The organism is Micromonospora globosa (assembly GCF_000717585.1).
Lineage (GTDB): Bacteria > Actinomycetota > Actinomycetes > Mycobacteriales > Micromonosporaceae > Micromonospora > Micromonospora aurantiaca.
Window position 1 is genome coordinate 1 of record NZ_JNZR01000003.1, and the last position, 21979, is coordinate 21979.

The window sequence follows — 21979 nt, forward strand, 5'->3', positions numbered from 1 at the left end:
GGCCGCCCAGACCGTCCAGGTGTCGGCCTACCCGGACCACTACGCCCAGTGGGAGCAGCAGGCCGCCGACCTCGTCGCCCAGCACTGGAACAGCTGAGACCAACAAGCAAGACCAGCTGAAGGCCGGCACCCCGAACCAACGGGGTGCCGGCCTTCACTCGCTTGCGGGGTGCGGGGCGATCTGACCCTGGCGCTGCCGGGCGGCGCAGAGTCCGGCCAGCTTCGCGTACGCGGGCGCGCCGATCAGCGCGGTCAGCTCCGGCCCGTACGAGACGTACATCGGCTCGGCGCCGACGTGCGCATCGGTGGAGGACGTGCACCACCAGTCGAGGTCGTGCCCGCCGGCGCCCCAGCCGCGCCTGTCGAACTCGGCCAGCGTGGAGATCAGCACCTTCGTGTTGTCCGGCCGCTTGTGCCACTCCTGGTCGCGGCGTACCGGCAACTGCCAGCAGACGTCCGGCTTGTACTCCAGCGGGTGCACGCCGTCGCGCAGCGCCTGGGCGTGCAGCGCGCAGCCGCCCCCACCGGGGAAGTCGGCGTCGTTGAGGAACACGCACGGGGCGTCGACGTCGCGGGTGGCGGTACGCCGGGCCGGCGTCTTGCCGTCGACGGTGTCGTTCTCGGTCCAGTTCTTGAAGCCGCGCCGGAAGTGCTGCCACGTCTCCGGCGTCAGCCGCTTCACCGCCGCCCGGACCCGCTTCTCGTCGTCGGAGTCGGTGAAGAACGCGCCGTGCGAGCAGCACCCGTCGGCGGCGCGCCCGGCGATGATGCCGTGGCAGCCCTGACCGAAGATGCACGTCCAGCGGGACAGCAACCAGGTCAGGTCGGCGCGGACGACGTGCTTCGCGTCGGCCGGGTCGACGAACTCGATCCACTCCCGTGGGAAGTCCAGCCCGACCTCGCGGCTGCGCGGGTCCTCGGGGTCGTCCACCAGCACGTGAAGCTCGATCTGCCCTGTCACTCGGACCAGCGTACGCGCGGTGACCCCGCCCGGCCGCCGAGCCGACGAAACGTGTTGGCCCTAGGGTCTTCCCCATGCGACTGGGTGTCCTCGACGTCGGTTCCAACACGGTGCACCTGCTGGTGGTCGACGCCCACCACGGCGCCCATCCCTGGCCGGCGCACTCGGAGAAGGTGGTGCTGCGGCTGGCCGAGCAGATCGGGCCGGACGGCGCGCTCACCGACGGCGGCGCGGACGGCCTGGTCAAGGCGGTCGGCATGGCCCGGGCGGCGGCTGACGGGCTGGGCGCCGAGGATCTGCTGGCGTTCGCGACGAGTGCGGTCCGCGACGCCACGAACGCCGCCGACGTGCTGGCGCGCGTCCGCGACGAGACTGGCGTACGCCTGGAGGTGCTCTCCGGCGCGGACGAGGCGCGGATGACATTCCTGGCGGTGCGGCGGTGGTTCGGCTGGTCCGCAGGGCGGCTGCTGGCGATGGACATCGGCGGCGGCTCGCTGGAGCTGGCCGCCGGCATCGACGAGCACCCGGACGTGGCGATCTCGCTGCCGCTCGGCGCGGGGCGGCTCAGCCGGGAGCGGCTCGCCGTGGATCCGGCCGGCACGGCGCCGCCGTCGGCCGAGGCCGTGGAGGAACTGCGGGCGTACGTGAACGCGCAGCTCGACCCGGTGGTGGAGCAGTTGACAGCGGTGGGCTGGGAGCGTCCGGTGGCCACCTCGAAGACGTTCCGCACGCTGGCCCGGCTGGCCGGCGCCGCGCCTTCGGGTGCGGGTCTGTGGGCGCGCCGCAGCCTGACCCGTACCGGCCTGCGGCAGGTGCTGGGGTTCATCAGGCACATCCCACCGGCCCAGTTGCCCGAGCTGGAGGGGGTGAGCGCGCAGCGGGCCCACCAGCTCCTCGCAGGCGCGGTGGTGGCGGAGGCGGTGATGCGGCGCCTCGACGTGGACTGCGTGGACATCTGCCCGTGGGCGCTGCGGGAGGGCGTCATCCTGCGCCGGCTGGATCAGCTCGCGCCGATGTGACAGTACGAGCGCTCTGGGTTGCTTTGCGGTTGCTCGTCCCGATGCTCGCTGGCGGTTGGAGCTACCCTCGGAGGTGTGACTTACCGCGTTCCGGTGCTCCTGTCCACGTCCTCGGTCTTTCCCGAACGGACCGCGGCGGCGTTCCAGCTCGCCGCCGAGCTCGGCTACGACGGCATCGAGGTGATGGTCTGGACCGACCCGGTCAGCCAGGACGCGGGCGCGCTGCGCGGCCTCGCCGAGCACTACGGCGTCCCGGTGCTGTCGGTCCACGCCCCGTGCCTTCTCGTCACCCAGCGGGTGTGGAGCCCCGACCCGTGGGAGCGGCTGCGCAAGGCCGCCGAGCTGGCCGAGACGCTGGAGGCGCCCACTGTCGTGGTGCATCCGCCGTTCACCTGGCAGCGTGACTACGCGCGCACCTTCGCCGACGGGCTCGACACGATCGCCGGGCAGTTCGGCGGCCTGCACTTCGGGGTGGAGAACATGTATCCGGTGCGGATGGCCGGGCGGCAGTTCGTCCCGTACGCGCCGGGCTGGGATCCGACCGAGATCGGGTACGCCTCCTACACGCTGGACCTGTCGCACTGCGCGGCCTCGCACACCGACGCGATGGCGATGGCCGACCGGATGGGTTCCGGGCTGGCGCACGTGCACCTGGGCGACGGTACCGGCGAGGGGCGCGACGAGCACCTGGTGCCCGGTCGCGGCGGTCAGCCCTGCGCGGAGATGCTCCGCTCGCTCGCCGGGCGGGGGTTCACCGGCTCGGTGGCGGTGGAGGTGACCACCCGGGGCGCGAAGAGCCGCGCGGTCCGGGAGGCGGACCTGCGGGAGTCGCTGGAGTTCGCCCGGGCCAACCTGACCGCGCCCTCACCGGTCGACGTCTGACCGGCACGCGCCGCCCCGGCCGCCGTTCGAGCAAGGGCGGCCGGAGCGCTGCGGAGGTCAGCTCACCGGGGACAGCGGCTGCGCCGGGACGGCCTGCTCGCCGACCGCGGCCCGCTTGCGGGCCCGGTGCGCTGCCACGTGGGAGCGGGTGGCGCAGCGCTCGGAGCAGAACCGTCGGCAGCAGTTGGACGAGGTGTCCAGGTAGACGTTGCCGCAGCGGTCGTCGGCGCAGACCCCGAAGCGGGCGCTGCCGTACTCGCACAGCCACACCGACAGGCCCCAGACCGCGCCGGCCAGGTATTCGGAGGAGACCGACGCGCCCCGGCTGGTCACGTGCATGTGCCAGTCGGAGGAGTCGTGCCCGGAGATGCGCGGCTGCACCGGGAACGCCTCCAGCATCGCGTTCAGTTCGGAGACCGCGTCGGCGTCCCGGCCCGAGGTGCCGTACTCGAAGACGTCCCGGAGGCGCTTCTGCGCCCGCCGGAAGATCGCCAGGTCCCGTTCCGCGACCTCGTCGCGCATCCAGCCCTGCTCGTCCGAGAAGACGGCCCGCAGGCCGTCCAGGTCGTCCAGCCGGGCGTTGACGAGCTCGACCCCGGTCCGGGCGTACGCGTCGAAGTTCACGACACCAACGGTAGACGACTCAGAGCACACGCGGTGCGTCGATGTAGTGGGGCAGGAACCGCGCGTAACCGTCAGTGATGAGGCTCTCGCTCTCACGGACCCCGGCGCCCGCCGACTCGCCGTCCACGATCCAGCTCCCGAGCACCGTCCGGTTGCCCTCGAACTCGGGCAACGCGCGGAACTCCTGGAAGCAGAAGCCCTCGTCGCCGTAGATCCCCGGGTTGGTGATCTCCGTGTCGCCGGTCACGATGCGTACCGAGCCGCCCTCGCGGCCGAGCAGCGGCTTGGCCACGTACTCGGTCATGCCGCGCGGCGAGTCCAGGTACGCGGGCAGCAGGTAGTCGTGCCCCGGGTACATCTCCCAGAGCACCGCCAGCAGCGCCTTGTTCGACAGCAGCAGCTTCCAGGCCGGCTCGATCCAGGTGGTGGGCGTGCCCGGGTCGAGCGCGGGCCGCCCGTACGGCTCGGCCAGCATCCACTCCCAGGGGTAGAGCTTGAAGCAGGTGGTGATCGGCCGGTCGTCGGCGTCGACGAAACGTCGCCCGTCCCAGCCGACCCGCTGGATCGGCATGAGCGTCACGTCCAGCCCGGCCTGGCGGGCCGTCTCGGCCAGGTAGCCGGCGGTGATCTGGTCCTCGCCCGACTCCTCCTCGGAGGACCAGAGCACGTGTGCCCTCGGCTCGTGCAGCCCGGCGCCGATCTTGGCCCACGCGCCGACCAGCCGTTCGTGCAGGCTGTTCCACTGGTCCGCGTCCGGGCGGGTGTGCTCCAGCCAGTACCACTGCACGATGCTCGCCTCGACCAGCGCGGTCGGGGTGTCGGCGTTGTACTCCAGCATCTTCGGCGGCCCGCTGCCGTCGTACCAGAGGTCGAACCGGCCGTAGAGCGTCGGCGGGGACTCCCGCAGCGAGCGGGCGACCGCCTCGGCGGCCCACTCGGGGATGCCGAACTCGGCGTACCGGCGGCGGGCCACCACGTGCTCGGCGGCGGCCACCGACATCCGGTGCAGCTCCTCCGTGGCCTCCTCCAGCCGGAGCACCTCGTCGAGCGTGAAGGAGTACGCCGCAGTCTCGTCCCAGTACGACATGATCTCGCCGTCGGGCAGCTCGGTGTCCACGTACACCAGGCCCTGGGCCCGGATGGTCTCGTCCCAGCCGGGGCGCGGCGTGCTCGCCTCGCGGCGCACGTCAGCCGCCGCAGGAGGCGAGGTGGGTGCCGAAGCCGCCGCGCTCGGGCAGCGCGGCGGTCGGGGCGGGTTCGCCGCGCGCGGCGGTGGCCGGTGCGGGCACGAGCAGGGCGACCGCGACGGTGTCGCCACCTCCGCCGGCCGGGCCGAGCGCGCAGTCGTCATCGTCGTCGTCGTAACCGTTGTTGCAGCCGGAGAGCGCGAGGGCCAGCGCGGTCAGCGCGCCGAGCTGCACGGAGGCCGAGCGGAGCCGGCGCCGGGGGTGTCGTCGATCCACGTGAACGTTGTAGCCGATCCCCGCCAGCCGGGGGTGCCCGGGCCGGTCGGAGGGCGGGAGGGAACGGGCCTCGGACGCACCCGGCGAGGGCCCGGTGGTGAGCGTTACGCTCGGCTCATGCTCCGTTCCGTCATCCTCGCCGCCTCCCGGTCTACCCAGGTGGAGCGGCTCGTCGCGACGGCCCCGTTCACCCGGGACGTCGTCCGCCGGTTCGTCGCCGGCGCCGCCACCGACGACGCGCTGCGCGCAACCCGCGAGCTGGTCGCCGACGGCCAAGCGGTCACCCTCGACTACCTGGGCGAGGACACCACCACCCCGGAACAGGCGAACGCCACCCGGGACGAGTACCTCACGCTGCTGAGCCGCCTCGCCGCCGCCGGGCTCACCCCGGCCGCCGAGGTCAGCGTGAAGCTGTCCGCGCTGGGCCAGATGTTCGACGAGCAGCTCGCGTACGACAACGCGCGGGCGATCTGCGCGGCGGCCGACGCGGCGGGCACCACTGTCACGCTCGACATGGAGGACCACACCACCACCGACTCGACGCTGGACATCCTGGCGAAGCTCCGCAAGGACCACCCGGGTACGGGCGCGGTGCTCCAGGCGTACCTGCGGCGGACCGAGTCGGACTGCCGGGAGCTGGCCTCGGCCGGGTCGCGGGTGCGGCTGTGCAAGGGCGCGTACAAGGAGCCGGAGTCGGTGGCGTACCAGTCCGCCCGCGAGGTGGACAAGTCGTACGTGCGCTGCATGAACGTGCTGATGTCCGGCGACGGCTACCCGATGCTCGCCACGCACGACCCGCGGCTGATCGCGATCGGCGAGGACCGGGCGCGCTGGTTCGACCGCGACCCGGGCCGGTTCGAGTTCCAGATGCTCTACGGCATCCGCCCGGAGGAGCAGCAGCGCCTGGTCGGCGAGGGCTACACGGTGCGGACGTACGTCCCCTACGGCGACCAGTGGTACGGCTACCTGATGCGCCGGCTCGCGGAGCGCCCGGCCAACCTGGCGTTCTTCGGCCGCGCGGTGCTGTCGAAGAAGTGAGTCAGTCGTTCGACCAGGCCCGGGTGCACAGCACGAGGCGGTAGCCGTCCGGGTCGGCGAACGTGACACCCCACCTGTCCCAGTACGGGCCGGCGGAGACCCTGGTCCCGCCGGCCCGTTCCAGTCTCGGGACCAGCTCGTCGTCAGCCGGGCCGTCGAGATAGAGCACGAACAGGTCCTCTCCGGTGGGACGCGGCTCGACCGCGAGCGTCGCGCCGCCGACCAGCTCCAGGTGCCAGCCGGCCCCGGGCAGCCCGAGCATCACCAGGTCGTGCTCGTCCGCGTGACCGCCCTCGCTCCGGTAGAGCACGTCCAGGCCCAGCCCCTGCGTCCAGAACCGTTCAGCGGCGGCGAGGTCGCGGCTCGGGCGGGCGAGGCGTACGTGGGTGTCGGCGGTGATCGGCATGCCCGGGATCGTGCGACCTCATCCCGGGTTGAGGTCAAGCTTGACGGTGGTTGGCTAATGCTATTAGCTTTACGGCTATGACGGTTAGCCAAGTGGCGCGGGACGGCGGCACGATCGCGTACGAGGTGCACGGGTCGGGACCGCTCGTGGTCCTCTCGCACGGCATGGGGGAGAACCGGGCGGCCTTCCGCCACCTGACGCCCCGGCTGGTCGCGGCCGGTTACCGGGTCGCCTCGGTCGACGTACGCGGGCACGGCGACTCCAGCCCGCACTGGCCCACGTACGCCCCCGAGCAGGTCGGCGGCGACCTGCTCGCTGTGGTGCGGGCGCTCGGCGGCGAGCCCGCCACCCTGGTCGGCAGCTCCTCCAGCGCCGCCGCCGTGGTCTTCGCCGCCGCCGAGGCACCGGACCTGGTGAGCGGCATCGTGCAGGTCAGCCCGTTCGTCGGCACGCCGAAGCCGAACCCGCTGATGCGTGTGGCGCAGGCGGCAGTGCTGCGCAGCCCTCGGCTGTTCGGGCTGTTCCACCGCACGCTGTTCCCCTGCGGGCGGCCGGCCGACGACGCCGCGTACCGCAAGGAGCTGGTCGCCAAGCTGCGCGGCCGGATGGCCGCGGTGCGCGGCGTGATCGCACCGGCCGACCCGCACTGGACCGCCCGCGCGCCCGAAGTGCGCCGGCCGGTGCTGGTGCTGATGGGTACGAAGGACCCGGACTTCCCCGACCCGGGCGCCGAGGCGCGGGCCGCCCGCCGGCTGTTCGCCGTCGCCGAGGCGCGCATGGTCGCCGACTCCGGGCACTACCCGCACGCCGACCAGCCCGACGCCACCGCCGCCGACCTGGTCGAGTTCCTGGCGGTGACCGCACGTGCCTAGGGCCGGTCTGACCCCGGCGACTGTCGTGCGGGAGGCCGCCGCGCTCGCCGACGAGGTCGGCTACGAGAAGCTGACCCTGGCCGCGCTCGCCGCCCGGCTCGGTGTCGCGCTGCCGAGCCTCTACAAGCACGTCCGGGGCGCGGACGCGCTGCACCAGAAGCTCGCGGTGCTCGCCACCGCCGAGATCGCCGACGTGCTCACGGCCGCCGCCGCGGGTCGCTCCGGCGGCGACGCGTTGCGCGCCGTCGCCGCCGCCTACCGGGAGTACGCGCGGCAGCACCCCGGCCGCTACCCGGCCGCCCAGCGGGCGCCCGACCCGGCCGACCCCGAACACCTCGCCGCCGGGCAGCGCGCGGTCGGCGCGGTCCGCGCCATCCTGCTCGGGTACGGCCTCGACGGCGACGCCGCCACCGACGCCATCCGGATGTTCCGGGCCGCCGTGCACGGCTTCGTCGCCCTGGAGGCGGCGGGCGGATTCGGGCTGCCCCGCGACACCGACCGTTCCTTCGGCGAACTCGTCGCCGGTCTGGACCGTGCCTACCTCTCCTGGGAGAACCGATGAAGGCGCTGCTGCTCGGCGCGATCTTCCTGCTGGAACTGGCCCTGCTGGGCTCGGCCGGATACTGGGGCTTCACGCTCGGCACCGGCTGGCCGGTACGCCTGCTGGCCGGGCTCGGCACGCCGCTGGTGATCGCCGTGGTGTGGGGTCTGTTCTGCTCGCCGCGTGCCACAGTGGCGCTGCCCGACCCGGCCAAGCTCGCCGTCCAGGCCGCCTGCTTCCTCACCGGCGGCGTGCTGCTGACCCTGGCCGGCCACACGGTGCCGGCGGTCGCCCTGGTGGCCCTCTGGGCAGCCGACAAGACGGCCTTGACGCTGACCGGCACCCCGATCTGAGAGATCTTGGTACGAAACGGCCCCCATCAGGGCGCTTTCGTACCAAGATCTCTCGGCGGGGCGGAACCGTGGCGGGACTCTTTCCCGGAACGCCCGATTGGTCGTACCCTTCGCCGGTGACCGACGGCGACGAGCAGCCTCCCGGCCGGACGACGGACGGCGACGAGCCTCGCCCCACCGCCGCCGCCGACCGCGCCGCCGACGCGAGCGCCGCCAACGTCAGCGCCGCCGCCGACGTCAGCGCCGACGACACCCGCGTCGAAAACGCCGCCACCTCCGCCGGCGTGGACGCCGCCGTCGACACCATCGCACCGGCACCGGCACCGGCACCGGATGCGGCGTCGTTGCCGCACCCCGCCGCTGGTCCGGCGTCGTACCCCGTACCCCTGGCGCAGCCGGACCCGACGCGGACGGTGCGGCAACGGCGGCGGTGGCCGCTCTGGACCGCGCTCGGACTCGCGCTCGGCCTGGTGGCGGGCGCCGTGCCCGGCGTGCTCCTGCGGGAGTCGGCGCCTGATGCGGCCGGGCGGTCGGCCGCGAACGCCGACCCGGGCACGGCGGCGCAGCGGCGGCTCGGCGAGCGGATGCTCGCGCTGCTGGACCGGCAGGCCGCCGCCCTCGTCGGCGCGGACCGGGCTGGCTTCCTCGCGGTCGCCGAGCCGGCGGCCCGGCCGGCGCTGAGCCGCCGGTACGCGGCGCTGCGGGCGCTGCGGGTCACCACCTGGCGGCCGGCTGCGGACGGTGTGCCGGAGGCTGTCGAGGGGCGGCCGGGGGAGTGGCGGCAGACGGTGACAGTGGGCTACTGCTTCGTGGTGCCGGACTGTGCGCCGAGCACTGTGGAGCTGGGTGCGCGCTGGCGGCTGGCCGGGGAGGAACCCCGGCTGACCGCGCTGGAACCGTCCGAGGCGGACCCGGCCGGTGTACGGCCGTGGCAGGCGAACGACCTGGCCGTGACGGTCGGCAAGCGGGTCGTGGTGGCCACCACGCCGGCCCAGCGGCGCAAGTTGCCCGGCCTGCTCGCCCAGGCCGAGACCGCCGCCCGGGCCGCGGACCGGTACGCGATCGGCGGCCGGCCGCCGGACCGGTACCTCGTCTACTACGCCGGGAAGGGCGAGTGGCAGCGCTGGTACGGAGGCGGGCGGCCGAAGTGGACAGCCGGTTACGCGGTGGGCGTCGGCGGTGGACGCCACGACGTGGTGCTCAACGCCCAGATCGTCACCCCGGCCGGCCTCGACGACCTGCTCCGGCACGAGCTGACCCACGCCGCCTCGCTGCCCGACCGGGGCTACGCCGACCGCGCGGACTGGTGGCTGGTGGAGGGGCTGGCCGAGTACGCCGGTGCCGACGGCCAGCCCGTACACCGCTACGACGGCCTGACCGAGGTGCGGGACCTGCTGCGCGGCGGCTGGTCCGGGCGGCTGGAGGCGGTGGCGCCCGCCGACGACGCGAGCGACGACCGGGTCGGCGGCGCGTACGGCGTCGGCTACCTGGCCGTACGCCATCTGGTCGACAGGTACGGCGAGCAGCGGATGCTGGACTTCTACCGGGCTGTGGTGCACCAGGGACGGACCCCGGAGCAGGCCGCCGACGAGGTGTTCGGCGACCCGTGGTCGATGCTGCACGACGACTGCGTGGCCTACGTGCGGGCCGTCGTCGGCTGAACGTCGACGCCTGTCGACGGGTCGTAGCATGGGCCGGGTGGCCCGCACTCCCTCGCCGCGGCTGCCCGCGGCCCGCCGCCCCCGTCTCGTCACAGCGGTGCTCGCCGTCGTCGCGCTGACCGGCACGACCGCCGCGTCCTGCGGCGACGACGCCCCGGCGGTCACAGTCGCCGAGGTGGGCCGCGCGCCGGTCAGCGAGGTGATCGACGCCCCGGCCACAGTCACCGCGCGAGCCGCCGCCACCCTCACCGCACCCGCCGACGGCACGCTCGCACGTCTGCGGGTGCAGCCGGGGCAGCGGGTGACCCGGGGGCAGGTGCTCGCGGTGATCGACTCGCCGTCGGCCCGGGACCGCCTGGCGAAGGCGCGGGACGCGCTGCGTGCGGCGAAGCGGGCCGGGCGGGGCACCGGCACCGGCGACCTGGGTGGCAGCCGGCGCGGCACCGACCGGGCTGCCGACGAGGCGTTCGCCGCCGCCCGCGCCGCCGCCGGCAAGGTCGGCGATCCGCAGGTACGCGCCGCGCTGCTGCTCCAGGTCCAGTCGGCGCAGCGGCAGTACGAGTCGGCCGCCCGCGCCGCCGACCGGGCCGTGGCCCAGGTGCAGCGCGGGGTCGCCGGCCTGAACAGCGCCGTCGGCGCGCTGTCGTCCGCGCAACGACTCCAGGCCCAGCAGGCGTACGACCTGGCGAAGGCGACAGTGGACGCGTTGACGTTGCGCGCGCCGATCGCCGGTGTGGTGCAGCCGGGCGGCACCCGGTCGGCGGGGCCGGCCGACCTGGCCGGGCTGCTCGGCGCGGCGGGTGGCGCGGCGGTGCCCGGTCTCGACCCGTCGGCGCTCGGCACGGGCGGGCAGGGTGGCCCGCCGCCGGGGGTGGACGACGCGATCCCGGCCGGTGGCCGGGTCACCGCCGGCACGCCGGTGCTCACCGTGGTGGACGTCGGCCGGCTCGGCCTGCTCGCCGAGGTGGACGAGACCGACGTGCTGCTGGTCCGGGCCGGGGTGGCCGCGTCGGTCGAGCTGGACGCGGTGACCGGCGCGACGTACGAGGCGACTGTGCGGTCGGTGGACGTGCTGCCGACCAGCTCGGCGCGGGGCGGCGTCACCTACCGGGTCCGCCTCGACCTGGGCGCCGGCCGCCTCGGTGAGGCCGAGGCCGCTCCGGCCCCACGGCCTGGCATGAACGCCGTGGTACGGCTGCGGGTGCGGGAGGCCGCCGACGCGGTGGCGGTGCCGGCGTCGGCGGTGTTCTCCACCGACGGGCGGGACGCGGTCTGGGTGCTGCGCGACGGCCGGGCCGACCGGGTGCCGGTGACGGTGGGCGTGCAGGGGCAGGACCTGGTGCAGATCGTCGACGGCGTACGGGCCGGTGACCGGGTGGTGGTGCGCGGCGCCGACCAGGTGCGCGACGGCCAGGAACTGCGGTGACCGTACCGGCGGTCGAGGCGGTCGACGTCTGGCGCACGTACGAGCTGGACGGTGTCTCGGTGTCCGCGCTGCGCGGGGTGTCGCTCACCATCGACCAGGGCGAGTACGTGGCGGTGATCGGGCCGTCCGGCTCGGGCAAGTCGACGCTCATGCACCTGCTCGGCGGGCTGGACCGGCCCAGCGGCGGCCGGCTGGTGATCGGCGGGCGGGACGTGACCACGCTCACCGCGCCGGAGCTGGCGACGCTGCGCAACGAGACCATCGGCTTCGTGTTCCAGGCGTTCCATCTGCTGGCCCGTACGTCGGCAGTGGACAACGTGGCGTTGCCGCTCGTCTACCGGGGTGTCGGGGCGCGGCAGCGGCGGGAGCGGGCGGCGGCGATGCTGGGCCGGGTGGGGCTCGGTCACCGGCTGCACCACCGGCCCAACCAGCTCTCCGGCGGTGAGCAGCAGCGGGTGGCGATCGCCCGGGCGCTGGTCACCGAACCGGCGGTGCTGCTCGCCGACGAGCCGACCGGCAACCTGGACAGCGCCACCGGCGAGGCGGTGCTGGAGCTGCTGGAACAGTTGAACGCCGAGTCCGGGGTGGCGCTGGTGATGGTGACCCACGACCAGGAGGTGGCCGCCCGGGCACACCGGCGCATCGCGGTACGGGACGGGCTCATCCGGTCCGACAGCCTTCATGATCGACCGGCGTCGGACGGTTCCGGCGTACCTGCGACACTGGACCCCGCTCCCAGCGCGGAGCCCCGGTCCGCGTCCGGAAGCGGCCCGGGGCACCCGCCCGGTGGCCCCGGTGGCGCCACCGGGGCCACCGGGCGCCTTCCGCGCGCCGCAGGCGGCCGTCAGCGGGGCGACGCCGGATGAGGCTGGCCGAGGCGTGGCGGGTGGCGTCGGACGCGCTGCGGGCCAACCGGATGCGCAGCCTGCTGACCATGCTCGGGGTGATCATCGGGGTGGCCTCGGTGGTGATCCTGGTGGCCATCGGCACCGGCACGAAGCAGCAGGTCGAGCAGCAGGTCGAAGGGCTCGGCTCGAACCTGCTGCTGGTGGTGCCGGGCCGGATCGAGGTGGGCAACGCGCCTGTGGTCTCGCCGCTGGACCTCAGCGACGCCGATGCGGTCTCCCGGGTGGTCGGCGACCCCGGCCGGGTCGCCGTCACGGTGGCCTCCGGCGCTACCGCACGGGCCGGCAACCGGTCCGACTTCACCACTGTGCAGGGCGTCCTGGAGACCACCCCGTCGGTGTTCACCAGGTCGCTGTCGCGGGGCCGCTACCTCACCGGGGCGGACGTGGACACCAGCCGCCGGGTGGCGGTGCTCGGTGACTCGGTGGCCCGCGCGCTCTTCCCCGATCGGGATCCGCTCGGTCAGCAGGTCACGCTGGCCGGGGTGCGGTTCCGGGTGATCGGCGTCTTCGCCCCGCTCGGGCAGAGTCTCGGCGTGGACCGGGACGACGAGGTGCACGTACCGGTGACGGCGGCGCAACGGCTGTGGGGCACCCAGCGCATCGACGGCATCGCGGTGAAGGCGCCGGACCGGGAGCGGATCGACGAGCTCGGCGACCGGATCGTCGCGGAACTGTCCCGCCGGCACCCGGACACCGAGTTCAGCGCCGTCACCCAGCGGCAGATCCTCGGCGTGCTCGGCGACATCCTTGGTGTGCTGACCGGCGTGCTGGCCGCCATCGCGGGCATCTCGCTGCTCGTCGGCGGCGTCGGTGTCTCCAACATCATGCTGGTCTCGGTACGCGAGCGGACCCGCGAGATCGGCCTGCGCAAGGCGGTCGGCGCCCGCCCCCGCGACATCGGCGTGCAGTTCCTGCTGGAGGCGGTGCTGCTCACCTCGGTCGGCGGCCTGACCGGGATGGCGGTGGGCGTGGGCACCGCGCTGCTCGTGGACGCGTTCTCGCCGATCCCGGCGGCGATCACCTGGTGGTCGCTGGCGCTGGCGTTCGGCGTCTCCGCGGCGGTCGGCATCGTCTTCGGCGTGGTGCCGGCGCAGCGGGCCGGACGGCTCGACCCGGTGGTGGCGCTGCGCGCCGAGTAGACGGCGGTCGCCCGGATCGGACGAGACACCCGTCCGGGCGAAAAAGCCCTGGTGGACATCGGGTGAACGGCTGTCTCGCCATGATCAAAGGGTGGAAGGGATCGCGCAGGTCACAGCCGTCCCGCTACCGTACTGGTTACACGCGCGTCGCTCGTCGAGGCGGGAACACCTGCCCGGTGACACGCGCCGGGCACGGGAATGGGTCGGTGAGCCATGGCCGGGTCGCAGTCCGACGCACGGCTGTCGGATGTCAGGTTCCTGACCGTCGCCGAGGTGGCGACGGTCATGCGGGTCTCCAAGATGACCGTCTACCGCCTCGTGCACAGCGGTGAGCTGACCGCGGTACGGGTCGGCCGGTCGTTCCGGGTGCCCGAGCACGCCGTGCACGAATACCTCCGGGGCGCCTTCCAGGAGTCCGCCTGAGCCCTCGGCGCACCGTCCGCCGAGTGCGACGAAAAGGGGCATCGACGGGGGCGCGTTGGTCCTGCTGACGCACTCCGGTTAGGCTGGGCCACGACCGTGACCGCTCTCTGGTGTGCCCTGCCCACCACGCTGGTCCGGTCCGTTGTCCGCAAGCGGTCACGGCGCCACCCGTGGTGGTGCCGTCCGGTCCGCCCCGCACGTTGCATCGAAAGGCTGTCGTATGGGCTCGGTGGTCAAGAAGCGCCGCAAGCGCATGGCTAAGAAGAAGCACCGCAAGCTGCTGCGCAAGACCCGCGTCCAGCGTCGCCGTCTCGGCAAGTGACCGGGGCCGGGCAGCAGCCCGGCACCGGCACCACTTGCCAACTGTCGACCCTCGGAGGCTCAGGTGATCAGGCCGCGGACGTCCCGGCTCGATCCCGCCTGCCGCGCTAGGCGCACGACATGACCCCCGGTGACACCTCCGGTGCCCCGGGGGTCGTCGTCGTCACCGGGGTCGGGCGCTGGCTCGGCGCCCACGTGGCCGCCCGGCTCGCCGCCGACGAGCGGATCGAACGCGTCATCGGGGTCGACCCGGCACCACCCAACCCTGAGCTGACCGACCTGCTCTCCGACGTCGAACGCATCCGTCTGGACCTCGACTCGCTCGGCGGCCTCCTGCACGACCTCGACGTCGACACGGTGGTGCACCTGGCGCTCGTCACCGCCCCCGACCCGCAGCAGGGCGGCCGGGCGGGGATGAAGGAACAGAACGTCATCGGCACCATGCAGCTGCTCGCCGCCGCGCAGCGCGCGCCCCGGCTGCGCAAGCTCGTGGTCCGCTCGTCCACCGCCGCGTACGGGGTGTCGTTCCGCGATCCGGCCGTCTTCACCGAGGAGACCGAGCCGCGCGAGGTGCCGCGTGGCGGTTTCGGCCGCGACATCCTCGACATCGAGGGGTACGTCCGCGGGTTCCGCCGCCGTAGGCCCGACGTCACCGCGACGGTGCTGCGCTTCGCGCCGTTCATCGGGTACGCCGCCGACACCACGCTCACCCGCTACTTCTCCCAGCCGGTGGTTCCCACCGTCTTCGGCCGCGATCCGCGCCTGCAGTTCGTGCACTTCGACGACGCGCTGGAGGTGCTGCACCGGTCCGTCGCCGAGGATCACCCGGGCACGTACAACGTCGCCGGGCCGGGGGTGCTGTCGCTGTCGCAGGCGATCCGCCGGGCCGGCCGGGTGGCGGTGCCGGTGCTGGAACCGGGCCTGGCCGGGGTCGCCGCGGTCGCCCGCAGTCTGGGCTTCGGCCGGTACGGCTTGGACCAGGTGGACCTCTTCGTGCACGGTCGGGTGGTGGACACCAGCCGACTGGAGCGGGAGTACGGCTTCACGCCCCGCTCGACCGCCGCCGCGTTCGAGGACTTCATCCGCGCCCACCACGGCGGCGTCGTGGTCACCCGGGACCAGCTCGCCGCCGCCGAGCAGTTGGTGCTGGAGAGCATCCGGCAGGTCCGCTCGACCGTACGGGAGCGTTCGTGAGCAGCCCCGACGAGCGGCGTGACGCGCGTTACGACGTACCGCTGGGTGTGCCGGATCCGGGCGCGGAGCCCGCGCGGCGCAACGGGCACCGCCGGGTGACCGCGCCGTCCGCCCGCCCGGCGGCGCCGCCGGACGAGCCGGACACCTCCGCCGACGAGCCGGGCGCCGCCGCCGGCGCGGGCGTTCCGGCCACGCCGCACCAGCCGGCGAAGAAGACAGTGGCCAAGAAGACGGTCGCGAAGAAGGCCGTGGCGAAGAAGGCCGTCGCCAAGAAGGCCGTCGCCAAGAAGGCCGTCGTGCAGCAGGCCCCCGCGGACGAGGCACCGACCGGGAACGCGCCGTCGGGTCCGGCCGTGGCCGACCGTCCGGGGGACCACTGGGACCGCAAGGTGGCCCAAGGGCTGGCGTTCCTGCGGCGGCGGCTCGCCGGTGACTACGAGGTCGACGAGTTCGGCTTCGACCCCGACCTGACCGACGCGGTGGTCCACCCGCTGGTCCGGCTGCTCTACCGGGACTGGTTCCGCACCGAGGTCAGCGGCATCGAGCACGTGCCCGACGAGGGCGCCGGTCTCGTCGTCGGCAACCACTCCGGCACCGTGGCGCTCGACGCGCTGATCCTCTCCACCGCGCTGCACGACCGGCACCCGGCGCACCGATACCTGCGGCTGCTCGGCGCCGACCTGGTCTTCCGGATGCCCGTCGTCTCCGAGATAGCGCGCAAGACCGGCGGCACCGTCGCGTGCAACCCGGACGCGGAGCGGCTGCTCGGCAACGGGGAACTGGTGGGCGTGTTCCCGGAGGGCTTCAAGGGCGTCGGCAAGCTCTACGCCGACCGCTACAAGCTCCAGCGCTTCGGCCGGGGCGGGTTCGTCTCCGCCGCGCTGCGCACCGGTACGCCGATCGTGCCGGTGGCGATCGTCGGCGGCGAGGAGATCTATCCGATGCTCGCCGACATCAAGCCGCTGGCCCGGCTGCTCAAACTGCCGTACTTCCCGGTCACGCCGACGTTCCCCTGGCTGGGGCCGCTGGGCATGGTGCCGCTGCCGAGCAAGTGGCTGATCGAGTTCTGCCCGCCGATCCCGACCGCGCACCTGCGTGACGCGGCGGACGACCCGCTCGTGGTGTTCAACCTCGCCGACCAGGTGCGGGAGACGATCCAGCAGACGCTGCACAAGCTGCTCGAACGCCGGCCGGACCCGTTCGGACCCTGAGCCGGGTCGCGCCGATCAGGCGTCGCGGTGGCGGCGCCGGTGCAGCGCCAGACCGGCCGTGACCGCGCCGGCGAGCAGCCCGGCCGCCGCGGTGGAGGGCACGGCGATGCGTACGGCCCGGCGCCCGGTGCGGAAGTCGCGCACGTCCCAGCCCTGCTCGCGGGCCTGCCGCAGCAGCGCCGGATCGGGGTTGACCGCCACCGCGCGGCCGACCGCGCGGAGCATCGGCAGGTCGTTCGCCGAGTCGCTGTAGGCCGCGCACCGGGCCAGGTCCAGCCCTTCCACGGCGGCGAGCTGGGTGACCGCCTCGGCCTTCGCCGGCCCGTGCATCAGGTCACCGACCAGCCGCCCGGTGTACGCGCCGTCGACCACCTCGGCCACAGTGCCGATCGCGCCGGTCAGGCCGAGCCGGGTCGCGATCACCCGGCCGATCTCCACCGGGGCGGCGCTGACCAGCCAGACCCGCTCGCCCGCGTCGAGGTGACGCTGGGCCAGGCGACGGGTGCCGGCCCAGATGCGCGGCGCCATCAGCTCGTCGAAGATCTCGTCGGTGAGGCGTTCCATGTCGTCGACCCGCCAGCCCTGGACGAAGGCGAGCGCGGCCTCCTTGGCCTGCGACATGTCGCCCGCGTGCTCGGTGGCGAGCAGCCGGAACCGTGCCTGCTGCCAGGCGAACCGGGCCAGGTCCCCGGTGGTGAAGTACTTCCGGGCGGCCAGCCCGCGGGCGAACCAGTAGATCGACGCGCCCTGCATCATCGTGTTGTCCACGTCGAAGAACGCGGCCGCGGTGGGGTCGGGCGTGACTGTGGTCGCCGGTGCCGAGGGGGTCTCCGACCAGCCCGCGGTGTGCCCGTGCGCGTCGGTGCTGACGGTCACCTTCCGGCTCCCGGCCACGGCGACCTCCCTGCCTCGACGACGGCGTACGCCCTCCTCGTCGAGCGTATCCGGCACGATGTGACGGCCGGGTGTCCGCCGGGAGAAGTGTGGCGCGGTAGGCGTCCGCCGCTCAGCGGTCGGCCGGGCAGGTGGCCGGAGCGGGCCCGAGCATGTCGCTGGCCTGCGGCGCGGGCAGCCCGCAGGCGATCGCCTCGCGGAGCGCGTCGGCGCGCTTGCCCGCCGCGTCGAGCAGGGACAGCGAGCGGCGGGTGCGGTCCCGGTCGGCGTGGTCGGGCCGGTCGAGCAGGCCGCTGACCACCCGGCGCTGGCCGGCGAGGAACGTGTCCACCGCGTCCAGCGCCGTCGGGTCCGAGCGCTGCGCGGCGACAGTGGTCAGCAGGCGTACGCCCTGGCGGGTGTCCGCGTCCATGTCGTCCAGGACGGCGCTGAAACCGATGCGGTCGTCGCGCACCGAGGCGGCCTCGTCGAGCCGGGTGCGGGCGAAGTCGAGGAAGAGCTGGCCTCGGCTGATGTCCGAGCTGGCGAGCGCGAGCTGGGCGCGCTCGGTGGAGCGCTTCATGCCGTACAGGGCGTCGCCGGGCAGCGCGTTCTCGCTGGCGGCGGAGATACCGGAGAGGGCGACCGCCCCGGCGGCCACGCCGACCAGGATCGCGCCCCGGGCCCGCGCCCGGCGGCCGGTGATGGCGGGAAGCAGCGCACCGCGTACGCCGGAGGTGGCGGTCCTGGCCGGAGCGCCGACGCCCTCGCGTTCGGCGGTGGCCACGAGCATCGCCCGCAGGCCGGTACGGAACTCGGCGTCCACCTCGACGTCGGGCCGCTCGGCGGTGAGCCGACGGCTCACCTCGACGAGTGCGGTGAGTTCACCGTCCGCCTTGGACCGGACGTGGTGCCGGCGTCCGCCGTTGGCCTCGTCGAGGAGTTGCGCGAAGCGCTCGGCTCGCCGACGGGAGAAGAGGTCGCTGTCCACCGCGGCACCCCCTCTCGCTGGTCACGGCCGGGCGGCCGTCGTCCTCACCAGCGACCGGTGGCAGCGTGTGGCCCAGGGCCGACCGGAACGGCCGACCTGACCCGCCGGACCGGGTGGCCCGGGGGACGCCGGGACAACCACTGGTCGCACCCGGAGAAACGGACCGCGCCGGTCGCCGGTTACGGCTGGGGCGGCGGCGAAATCACCGGGAGTGAGGGGCGGGTGGGGGTACGTCGGGCATGCGACACCGCCCGGCGTCGTGCGCCGGCCGGGTCGGGACCGTCAGGAGTGGAAGCCGTCGGGCAGCAGCCGGGCCAGCGCCCGGACCGCCCGGTACTGCAGGGCCTTGATGGCGCCCTCGTTCTTGCCCATGGAGCGGGCCGTCTCGGCCACCGAGAAGCCCTGGAGGAACCGCAGCACGATGCACTCCTGCTGCTCCGGGTTGAGCTGCTTGACGGCGGTGAGCAGGGCGACGTTCGTGATGTGCTCCACCACCGCCGCCTCGGGGCTGCCCTCGGGTCCGCGGTCCTCCCGGTCGGCGTCCAGGACGTCACCGGTGGTGACCTCCAGCCGGTAGCGCCCGGACTTGAAGTGGTCGGCGACCAGGTTGCGGGCGATGGTGACCAGCCAGGCGCCGAGGTCGCGCCCCTGCCAGGTGAAGCTGCCGATCCGCTTGAGCGCCCGCAGGAACGTGTCGGAGGTGAGGTCCTCGGCGAGCTGGCGGTTGCCGACGCGGAAGTAGACGAACCGGAAGACGGTGTCGACGTACCTGTCGTAGATCAGCCCGAACGCCTCGGACTCGCCCGCCTGTGCGCGCTCGACCAGCGTCCACACCTCGGTGGCCGGGTCGGACGGGTCGGGGCGGCTGGGGAAGCCGGTGGCGGGCGCGGCGGCCGGCACGGCGGGCAGGACGGCGGTGTCGCCGGTGGTCACCGCCGGCAGGACCGCGGTCTCGGCGGCGGACGGCTCGGCCCCGGTCGCCGCGTCGCCGCGTCGCGCCTGGGCCGGCATGGTCGGGCGGGTCGGACTGCCCAGGCGGCCGGTCGCGGGCTTCGCGTTGCCGCCCGGGGTCGCGGGGCGGGGCGGCGCCTCGTTCGTGTGGTGCGCGCGGCTGCGGACGCGCCGCCCGTCGCCGCGTACCGCGAGCTGGCCGTCGGTGCCCCGGGGGCCGGGGTCCGCGCGCTCGTTGAGCGGGTTGCGCTGGGCCGGGCCGGTGACACCAGCTGGTCGTTCGGCGTAACCGAAGGTGGTCACCGCGCCTCCCCAGGCTGAGCGGACAGTGACCGCGCCGGAGGACCGGGTAACACCCGGTCGGGCACGGCCGGGTCGGGACGTGCCGGCGGGCGGCAGATCCCCTTGAGGTGCTGGTCCAATGCGCTCACGGGCACGGGGGCCTCCTCGGGCTGAGGGGTGTCGACTCACGGCAAATGGGGTGAGCCGACCCGAGTGATGATAGGGCCAACGTCACCCACGCGTGGCAAGTCCGTTACACAGAGCGGAAGTATTTCCCGCCAGGTCGCACACATGGCGGACCCGTTGTCCGTCGTGTGTGGTTGACTTTCGCGCCGGAACCTGGTCCGCAGTGGAAAGTCCTGGTCGGAGCCGATTTTCTTTTCGCTCGGCGTGTCGCGGGAGCGGTGCGGCCGGGTCACGTCCGGCTTCCCGCCCGGGCACCGGTGGAGATCCTCATCCCGTGGCTAGGAATCCCACCGTACGGCAATTGCAGTCCCGTGGGGCGGACCCGGCGCCGTGTTCGGGCATGGCCTGTCGGACACCGCTGTGCCAGACTCAGCCACCGTGCAGGACGCCGCCGAAAGCTCCGCGCCGAACCTCGCCGACCGGCTCCGCCACGCCGCTGCGCAACGGGGCGACCGGGCCGCGCTGCACTGGCGCGACCGGACGCTGCTCTGGTCCGAGCTGGACGACGCGGTCACCGCCACCGCCCGCGCGCTGCTCGCCGACGCGCCACCGGCCGACGGAACCGGCCACCCGCCCCGGGTGGCGATCGCGTTCGGCAACACCCCCGACTTCGTGGTCACCTACCTCGCCGCGCTCCGGGCCGGGCTGGTGGCCGTACCGGTCAACCCGACGCTGACCGCCCGCGAGCTGCGGCACGTCCTCGCCGACTCCGGCGCGACCGTGCTCGTCGGCGCGCCCGAGGTGACCGCTCGGGTGGACCCCGCCGAGCTGCCCGCGCTGCGTGCCGTGCACACCGCGCCGCCGGTGTCCGGCGACGCCGCGCCGGCCCGGTTCCCGGCCCGCTCCGGCGACGACCTCGCCGTCCTGCTCTACACCTCCGGCACCGAGGGCCGGCCCAAGGGCGCGATGCTGTCGCACCGGGCGCTCGCCGCCAACCACGACCAGGTCGACCGCATCGAACCGCCTGTGGTCGGCCCCGACGACGTCGTGCTGCTCGCCCTTCCGCTGTTCCACGCGTACGGGCTGAACTCCGCACTCGGCGCCGTCGTGCGGCACGGCGCGACCGGGGTGCTCGTCGACGAGCCCGGCCCGGCCGGTGCGCTGGACGACATCGCCCGGCACCGGGTCACAGTGCTCGTCGGCGTACCGCCGATGTTCCTGACCTGGGCCGAGGCGGAGCGTGACCCGGCCGCGGCGCTCGCCTCGGTACGCGTCGCGGTGTGCGGCGCGGCGCCGCTGCCGCTCGCGGCCGGCGCGCGCTTCACCGAGCTGACCGGGCATCCGGTGCACGTCGGCTACGGGCTCACCGAGACCGCGCCGGTGCTCACCTCGACGCTCGTCGGCGGCGAGCCGAAACCCGGGTCGATCGGCCGCCCGCTGCCCGGCGTCGGGCTGCGCCTCGTCGGGTCCGACGGCACCGAGCTGTGGCGCGACGGGGTGCCCGCCGACGCCCCCGACGAGGACGAGATGGACCTCTCCGACGAGCCGTCCGGCACCGACCCCGGGCAGATCGTGGTACGCGGCCCGAACCTGTTCGCCGGATACTGGCCGGACGGGCGGGGCGGGCCGGACCCGGACGGCTGGTGGCCCACCGGCGACGTGGCGTACGCCGACGGCGACGGCGACCTGTTCCTGGTCGACCGGCTCGGCGAGCTGATCCTCGTCAACGGCTTCAACGTCTACCCGCACGAGGTGGAGCTGGTGCTCCAGGCGCACCCCGGGGTGGCCGAGTCGGCCGTCCTGGGCGTGCCGCACCCGCGGACCGGCGAGACTGTGCGGGCGTACGTGGTCCGGGCGGCCGGCCCGCCGGTGACGGCGGAGGACCTGCTCGCCCACTGCGCGCGTAACCTGGCCCGGTTCAAGTGCCCGACCGCCGTCGAGTTCGTCGACAGCCTGCCGTACTCGGCGATCGGGAAGGTACGCAAGACCGAGCTGCGCCCGGCGCCCGCGGTGCCGTCCCCGGCGACGCCGACCGAGATCCGCACGGAGGTATCCGATGTCCAGTGACCCGAGGCTCATCCTGATCACCCGGCCCGGCTGCCACCTGTGCGACGACGCCAAGGCCGCGCTCGACCGGGTGGTGGCGGTCACCGGCGACCGGTGGGTGGAGCGGGACGTCACAGGCGACCTGGAGATGGAGCGCGACTACGGCGACCGGCTGCCTGTGGTGCTGCTCGACGGCAAGGAGCACGGCTACTGGCGGGTCGAGGAGGACCGGCTGCTGCGCGACCTGACCACGCCGCAGCTCTAGCAC

24 protein-coding genes are annotated in these 21979 nt (G+C 74.1%); 16 read left to right on the forward strand and 8 right to left on the reverse strand.

The features are described from left to right. Positions 1-154: 154 nt before the first annotated feature. Positions 155-961: a hypothetical protein gene (locus tag IF06_RS0104380; RefSeq protein ID WP_030269172.1), complete on the reverse strand. Its 807-nt coding sequence runs from the start codon at positions 959-961 to the stop codon at positions 155-157. A gap of 74 nt (positions 962-1035) precedes the next feature. On the opposite strand from IF06_RS0104380, the gene IF06_RS0104385 reads away from it, so the two are divergent. Both IF06_RS0104385 and IF06_RS0104390 read left to right on the forward strand, forming a co-directional pair. Then, entirely contained in the window at positions 1036-1980 is a 945-nt protein-coding gene (locus IF06_RS0104385) for a Ppx/GppA phosphatase family protein (RefSeq protein ID WP_013475139.1), read from the forward strand. Between the two features lie 75 nt (positions 1981-2055). Beyond that, positions 2056-2862: a sugar phosphate isomerase/epimerase family protein gene (locus IF06_RS0104390; RefSeq protein WP_013288771.1), complete on the forward strand. Its 807-nt coding sequence runs from the start codon at positions 2056-2058 to the stop codon at positions 2860-2862. Positions 2863-2919: 57 nt separating this feature from the next. Here the strand turns inward: IF06_RS0104390 and IF06_RS0104395 are convergent, their stop codons facing one another. Genes IF06_RS0104395 through IF06_RS0104405 form a run of 3 tightly spaced genes read right to left on the reverse strand, consistent with a single transcriptional unit; the run spans position 2920 to position 4949 of the window. Beyond that, complete coding sequence (locus tag IF06_RS0104395; RefSeq protein WP_013288770.1) at positions 2920-3486, reverse strand: CGNR zinc finger domain-containing protein; 567 nt, start codon at positions 3484-3486, stop codon at positions 2920-2922. A gap of 19 nt (positions 3487-3505) precedes the next feature. Beyond that, on the reverse strand, positions 3506-4672 hold the full coding sequence (locus IF06_RS0104400) for a glutathionylspermidine synthase family protein (RefSeq protein ID WP_013288769.1): 1167 nt from the start codon (positions 4670-4672) through the stop codon (positions 3506-3508). A gap of 1 nt (position 4673) precedes the next feature. Beyond that, positions 4674-4949 carry a hypothetical protein gene (locus IF06_RS0104405; protein WP_225319763.1) on the reverse strand — a complete coding sequence of 92 codons (276 nt, stop codon included), beginning with the start codon at positions 4947-4949 and terminating at the stop codon, positions 4674-4676. A 117-nt stretch (positions 4950-5066) separates the two neighbouring features. On the opposite strand from IF06_RS0104405, the gene IF06_RS0104410 reads away from it, so the two are divergent. Then, positions 5067-5987: a proline dehydrogenase family protein gene (locus IF06_RS0104410; protein WP_013288767.1), complete on the forward strand. Its 921-nt coding sequence runs from the start codon at positions 5067-5069 to the stop codon at positions 5985-5987. Position 5988: 1 nt separating this feature from the next. Here IF06_RS0104410 and IF06_RS0104415 read toward each other — a convergent pair whose 3' ends face one another. After that, positions 5989-6393: a VOC family protein gene (locus IF06_RS0104415; protein WP_030269182.1), complete on the reverse strand. Its 405-nt coding sequence runs from the start codon at positions 6391-6393 to the stop codon at positions 5989-5991. A 77-nt stretch (positions 6394-6470) separates the two neighbouring features. On the opposite strand from IF06_RS0104415, the gene IF06_RS0104420 reads away from it, so the two are divergent. The 11 genes from IF06_RS0104420 (at position 6471) to IF06_RS0104470 (ending at position 16442) form a co-directional block, all read left to right on the forward strand. Then, the gene (locus IF06_RS0104420; RefSeq protein WP_030269183.1) at positions 6471-7265 is read left to right on the forward strand and encodes an alpha/beta fold hydrolase; all 795 of its coding nucleotides are present in this window, start codon (positions 6471-6473) and stop codon (positions 7263-7265) included. After that, complete coding sequence (locus IF06_RS0104425) at positions 7258-7827, forward strand: TetR/AcrR family transcriptional regulator (RefSeq protein WP_030269185.1); 570 nt, start codon at positions 7258-7260, stop codon at positions 7825-7827. Before IF06_RS0104420 ends, IF06_RS0104425 begins: the two co-directional genes overlap by 8 nt. Then, entirely contained in the window at positions 7824-8159 is a 336-nt protein-coding gene (locus IF06_RS0104430; protein WP_030269187.1) for a YrdB family protein, read from the forward strand. Before IF06_RS0104425 ends, IF06_RS0104430 begins: the two co-directional genes overlap by 4 nt. Before the next feature lie 116 nt (positions 8160-8275). Next, complete coding sequence (locus IF06_RS0104435; protein ID WP_030269189.1) at positions 8276-9820, forward strand: hypothetical protein; 1545 nt, start codon at positions 8276-8278, stop codon at positions 9818-9820. 28 nt (positions 9821-9848) lie between these two features. Beyond that, entirely contained in the window at positions 9849-11246 is a 1398-nt protein-coding gene (locus tag IF06_RS0104440; RefSeq protein WP_030269192.1) for an efflux RND transporter periplasmic adaptor subunit, read from the forward strand. Continuing rightward, positions 11243-12112, forward strand: a complete 870-nt coding sequence (locus tag IF06_RS0104445; protein ID WP_013475149.1) for an ABC transporter ATP-binding protein — start codon at positions 11243-11245, stop codon at positions 12110-12112. The genes IF06_RS0104440 and IF06_RS0104445 overlap by 4 nt, the downstream gene beginning before the upstream one ends. Further along, positions 12109-13293: an ABC transporter permease gene (locus tag IF06_RS0104450; protein ID WP_030269194.1), complete on the forward strand. Its 1185-nt coding sequence runs from the start codon at positions 12109-12111 to the stop codon at positions 13291-13293. The genes IF06_RS0104445 and IF06_RS0104450 overlap by 4 nt, the downstream gene beginning before the upstream one ends. Before the next feature lie 213 nt (positions 13294-13506). After that, a complete protein-coding gene (locus IF06_RS0104455) occupies positions 13507-13716 on the forward strand; it encodes a helix-turn-helix domain-containing protein (protein ID WP_013288759.1) in 210 nt (69 codons plus the stop codon). A 220-nt stretch (positions 13717-13936) separates the two neighbouring features. Beyond that, the gene (locus tag IF06_RS32990) at positions 13937-14038 is read left to right on the forward strand and encodes a 30S ribosomal protein bS22 (protein WP_007465623.1); all 102 of its coding nucleotides are present in this window, start codon (positions 13937-13939) and stop codon (positions 14036-14038) included. A gap of 119 nt (positions 14039-14157) precedes the next feature. After that, the gene (locus IF06_RS0104465; protein ID WP_013288758.1) at positions 14158-15231 is read left to right on the forward strand and encodes an NAD-dependent epimerase/dehydratase family protein; all 1074 of its coding nucleotides are present in this window, start codon (positions 14158-14160) and stop codon (positions 15229-15231) included. Between the two features lie 353 nt (positions 15232-15584). Next, the gene (locus IF06_RS0104470) at positions 15585-16442 is read left to right on the forward strand and encodes a lysophospholipid acyltransferase family protein (protein WP_030269196.1); all 858 of its coding nucleotides are present in this window, start codon (positions 15585-15587) and stop codon (positions 16440-16442) included. 15 nt (positions 16443-16457) lie between these two features. Here the strand turns inward: IF06_RS0104470 and IF06_RS0104475 are convergent, their stop codons facing one another. The 3 genes from IF06_RS0104475 to IF06_RS0104485 all read right to left on the reverse strand — a co-directional run bounded on the left by IF06_RS0104475 (position 16458) and on the right by IF06_RS0104485 (position 19560). Further along, complete coding sequence (locus IF06_RS0104475; protein WP_013288756.1) at positions 16458-17336, reverse strand: HAD family hydrolase; 879 nt, start codon at positions 17334-17336, stop codon at positions 16458-16460. A 112-nt stretch (positions 17337-17448) separates the two neighbouring features. Next, positions 17449-18306 (reverse strand): DUF5667 domain-containing protein, encoded by an 858-nt coding sequence (locus tag IF06_RS0104480; RefSeq protein ID WP_013288755.1) that lies wholly within the window; start codon positions 18304-18306, stop codon positions 17449-17451. A 282-nt stretch (positions 18307-18588) separates the two neighbouring features. Continuing rightward, complete coding sequence (locus IF06_RS0104485; RefSeq protein WP_013288754.1) at positions 18589-19560, reverse strand: ECF subfamily RNA polymerase sigma factor, BldN family; 972 nt, start codon at positions 19558-19560, stop codon at positions 18589-18591. A gap of 495 nt (positions 19561-20055) precedes the next feature. Between IF06_RS0104485 and IF06_RS0104490 the strand changes: the two genes are divergently transcribed. Both IF06_RS0104490 and IF06_RS0104495 read left to right on the forward strand, forming a co-directional pair. Next, positions 20056-21732, forward strand: a complete 1677-nt coding sequence (locus IF06_RS0104490; protein ID WP_013475151.1) for an AMP-binding protein — start codon at positions 20056-20058, stop codon at positions 21730-21732. Further along, complete coding sequence (locus IF06_RS0104495; protein ID WP_013288752.1) at positions 21722-21976, forward strand: glutaredoxin family protein; 255 nt, start codon at positions 21722-21724, stop codon at positions 21974-21976. The genes IF06_RS0104490 and IF06_RS0104495 overlap by 11 nt, the downstream gene beginning before the upstream one ends. The last annotated feature ends 3 nt before the right edge of the window (positions 21977-21979 follow it).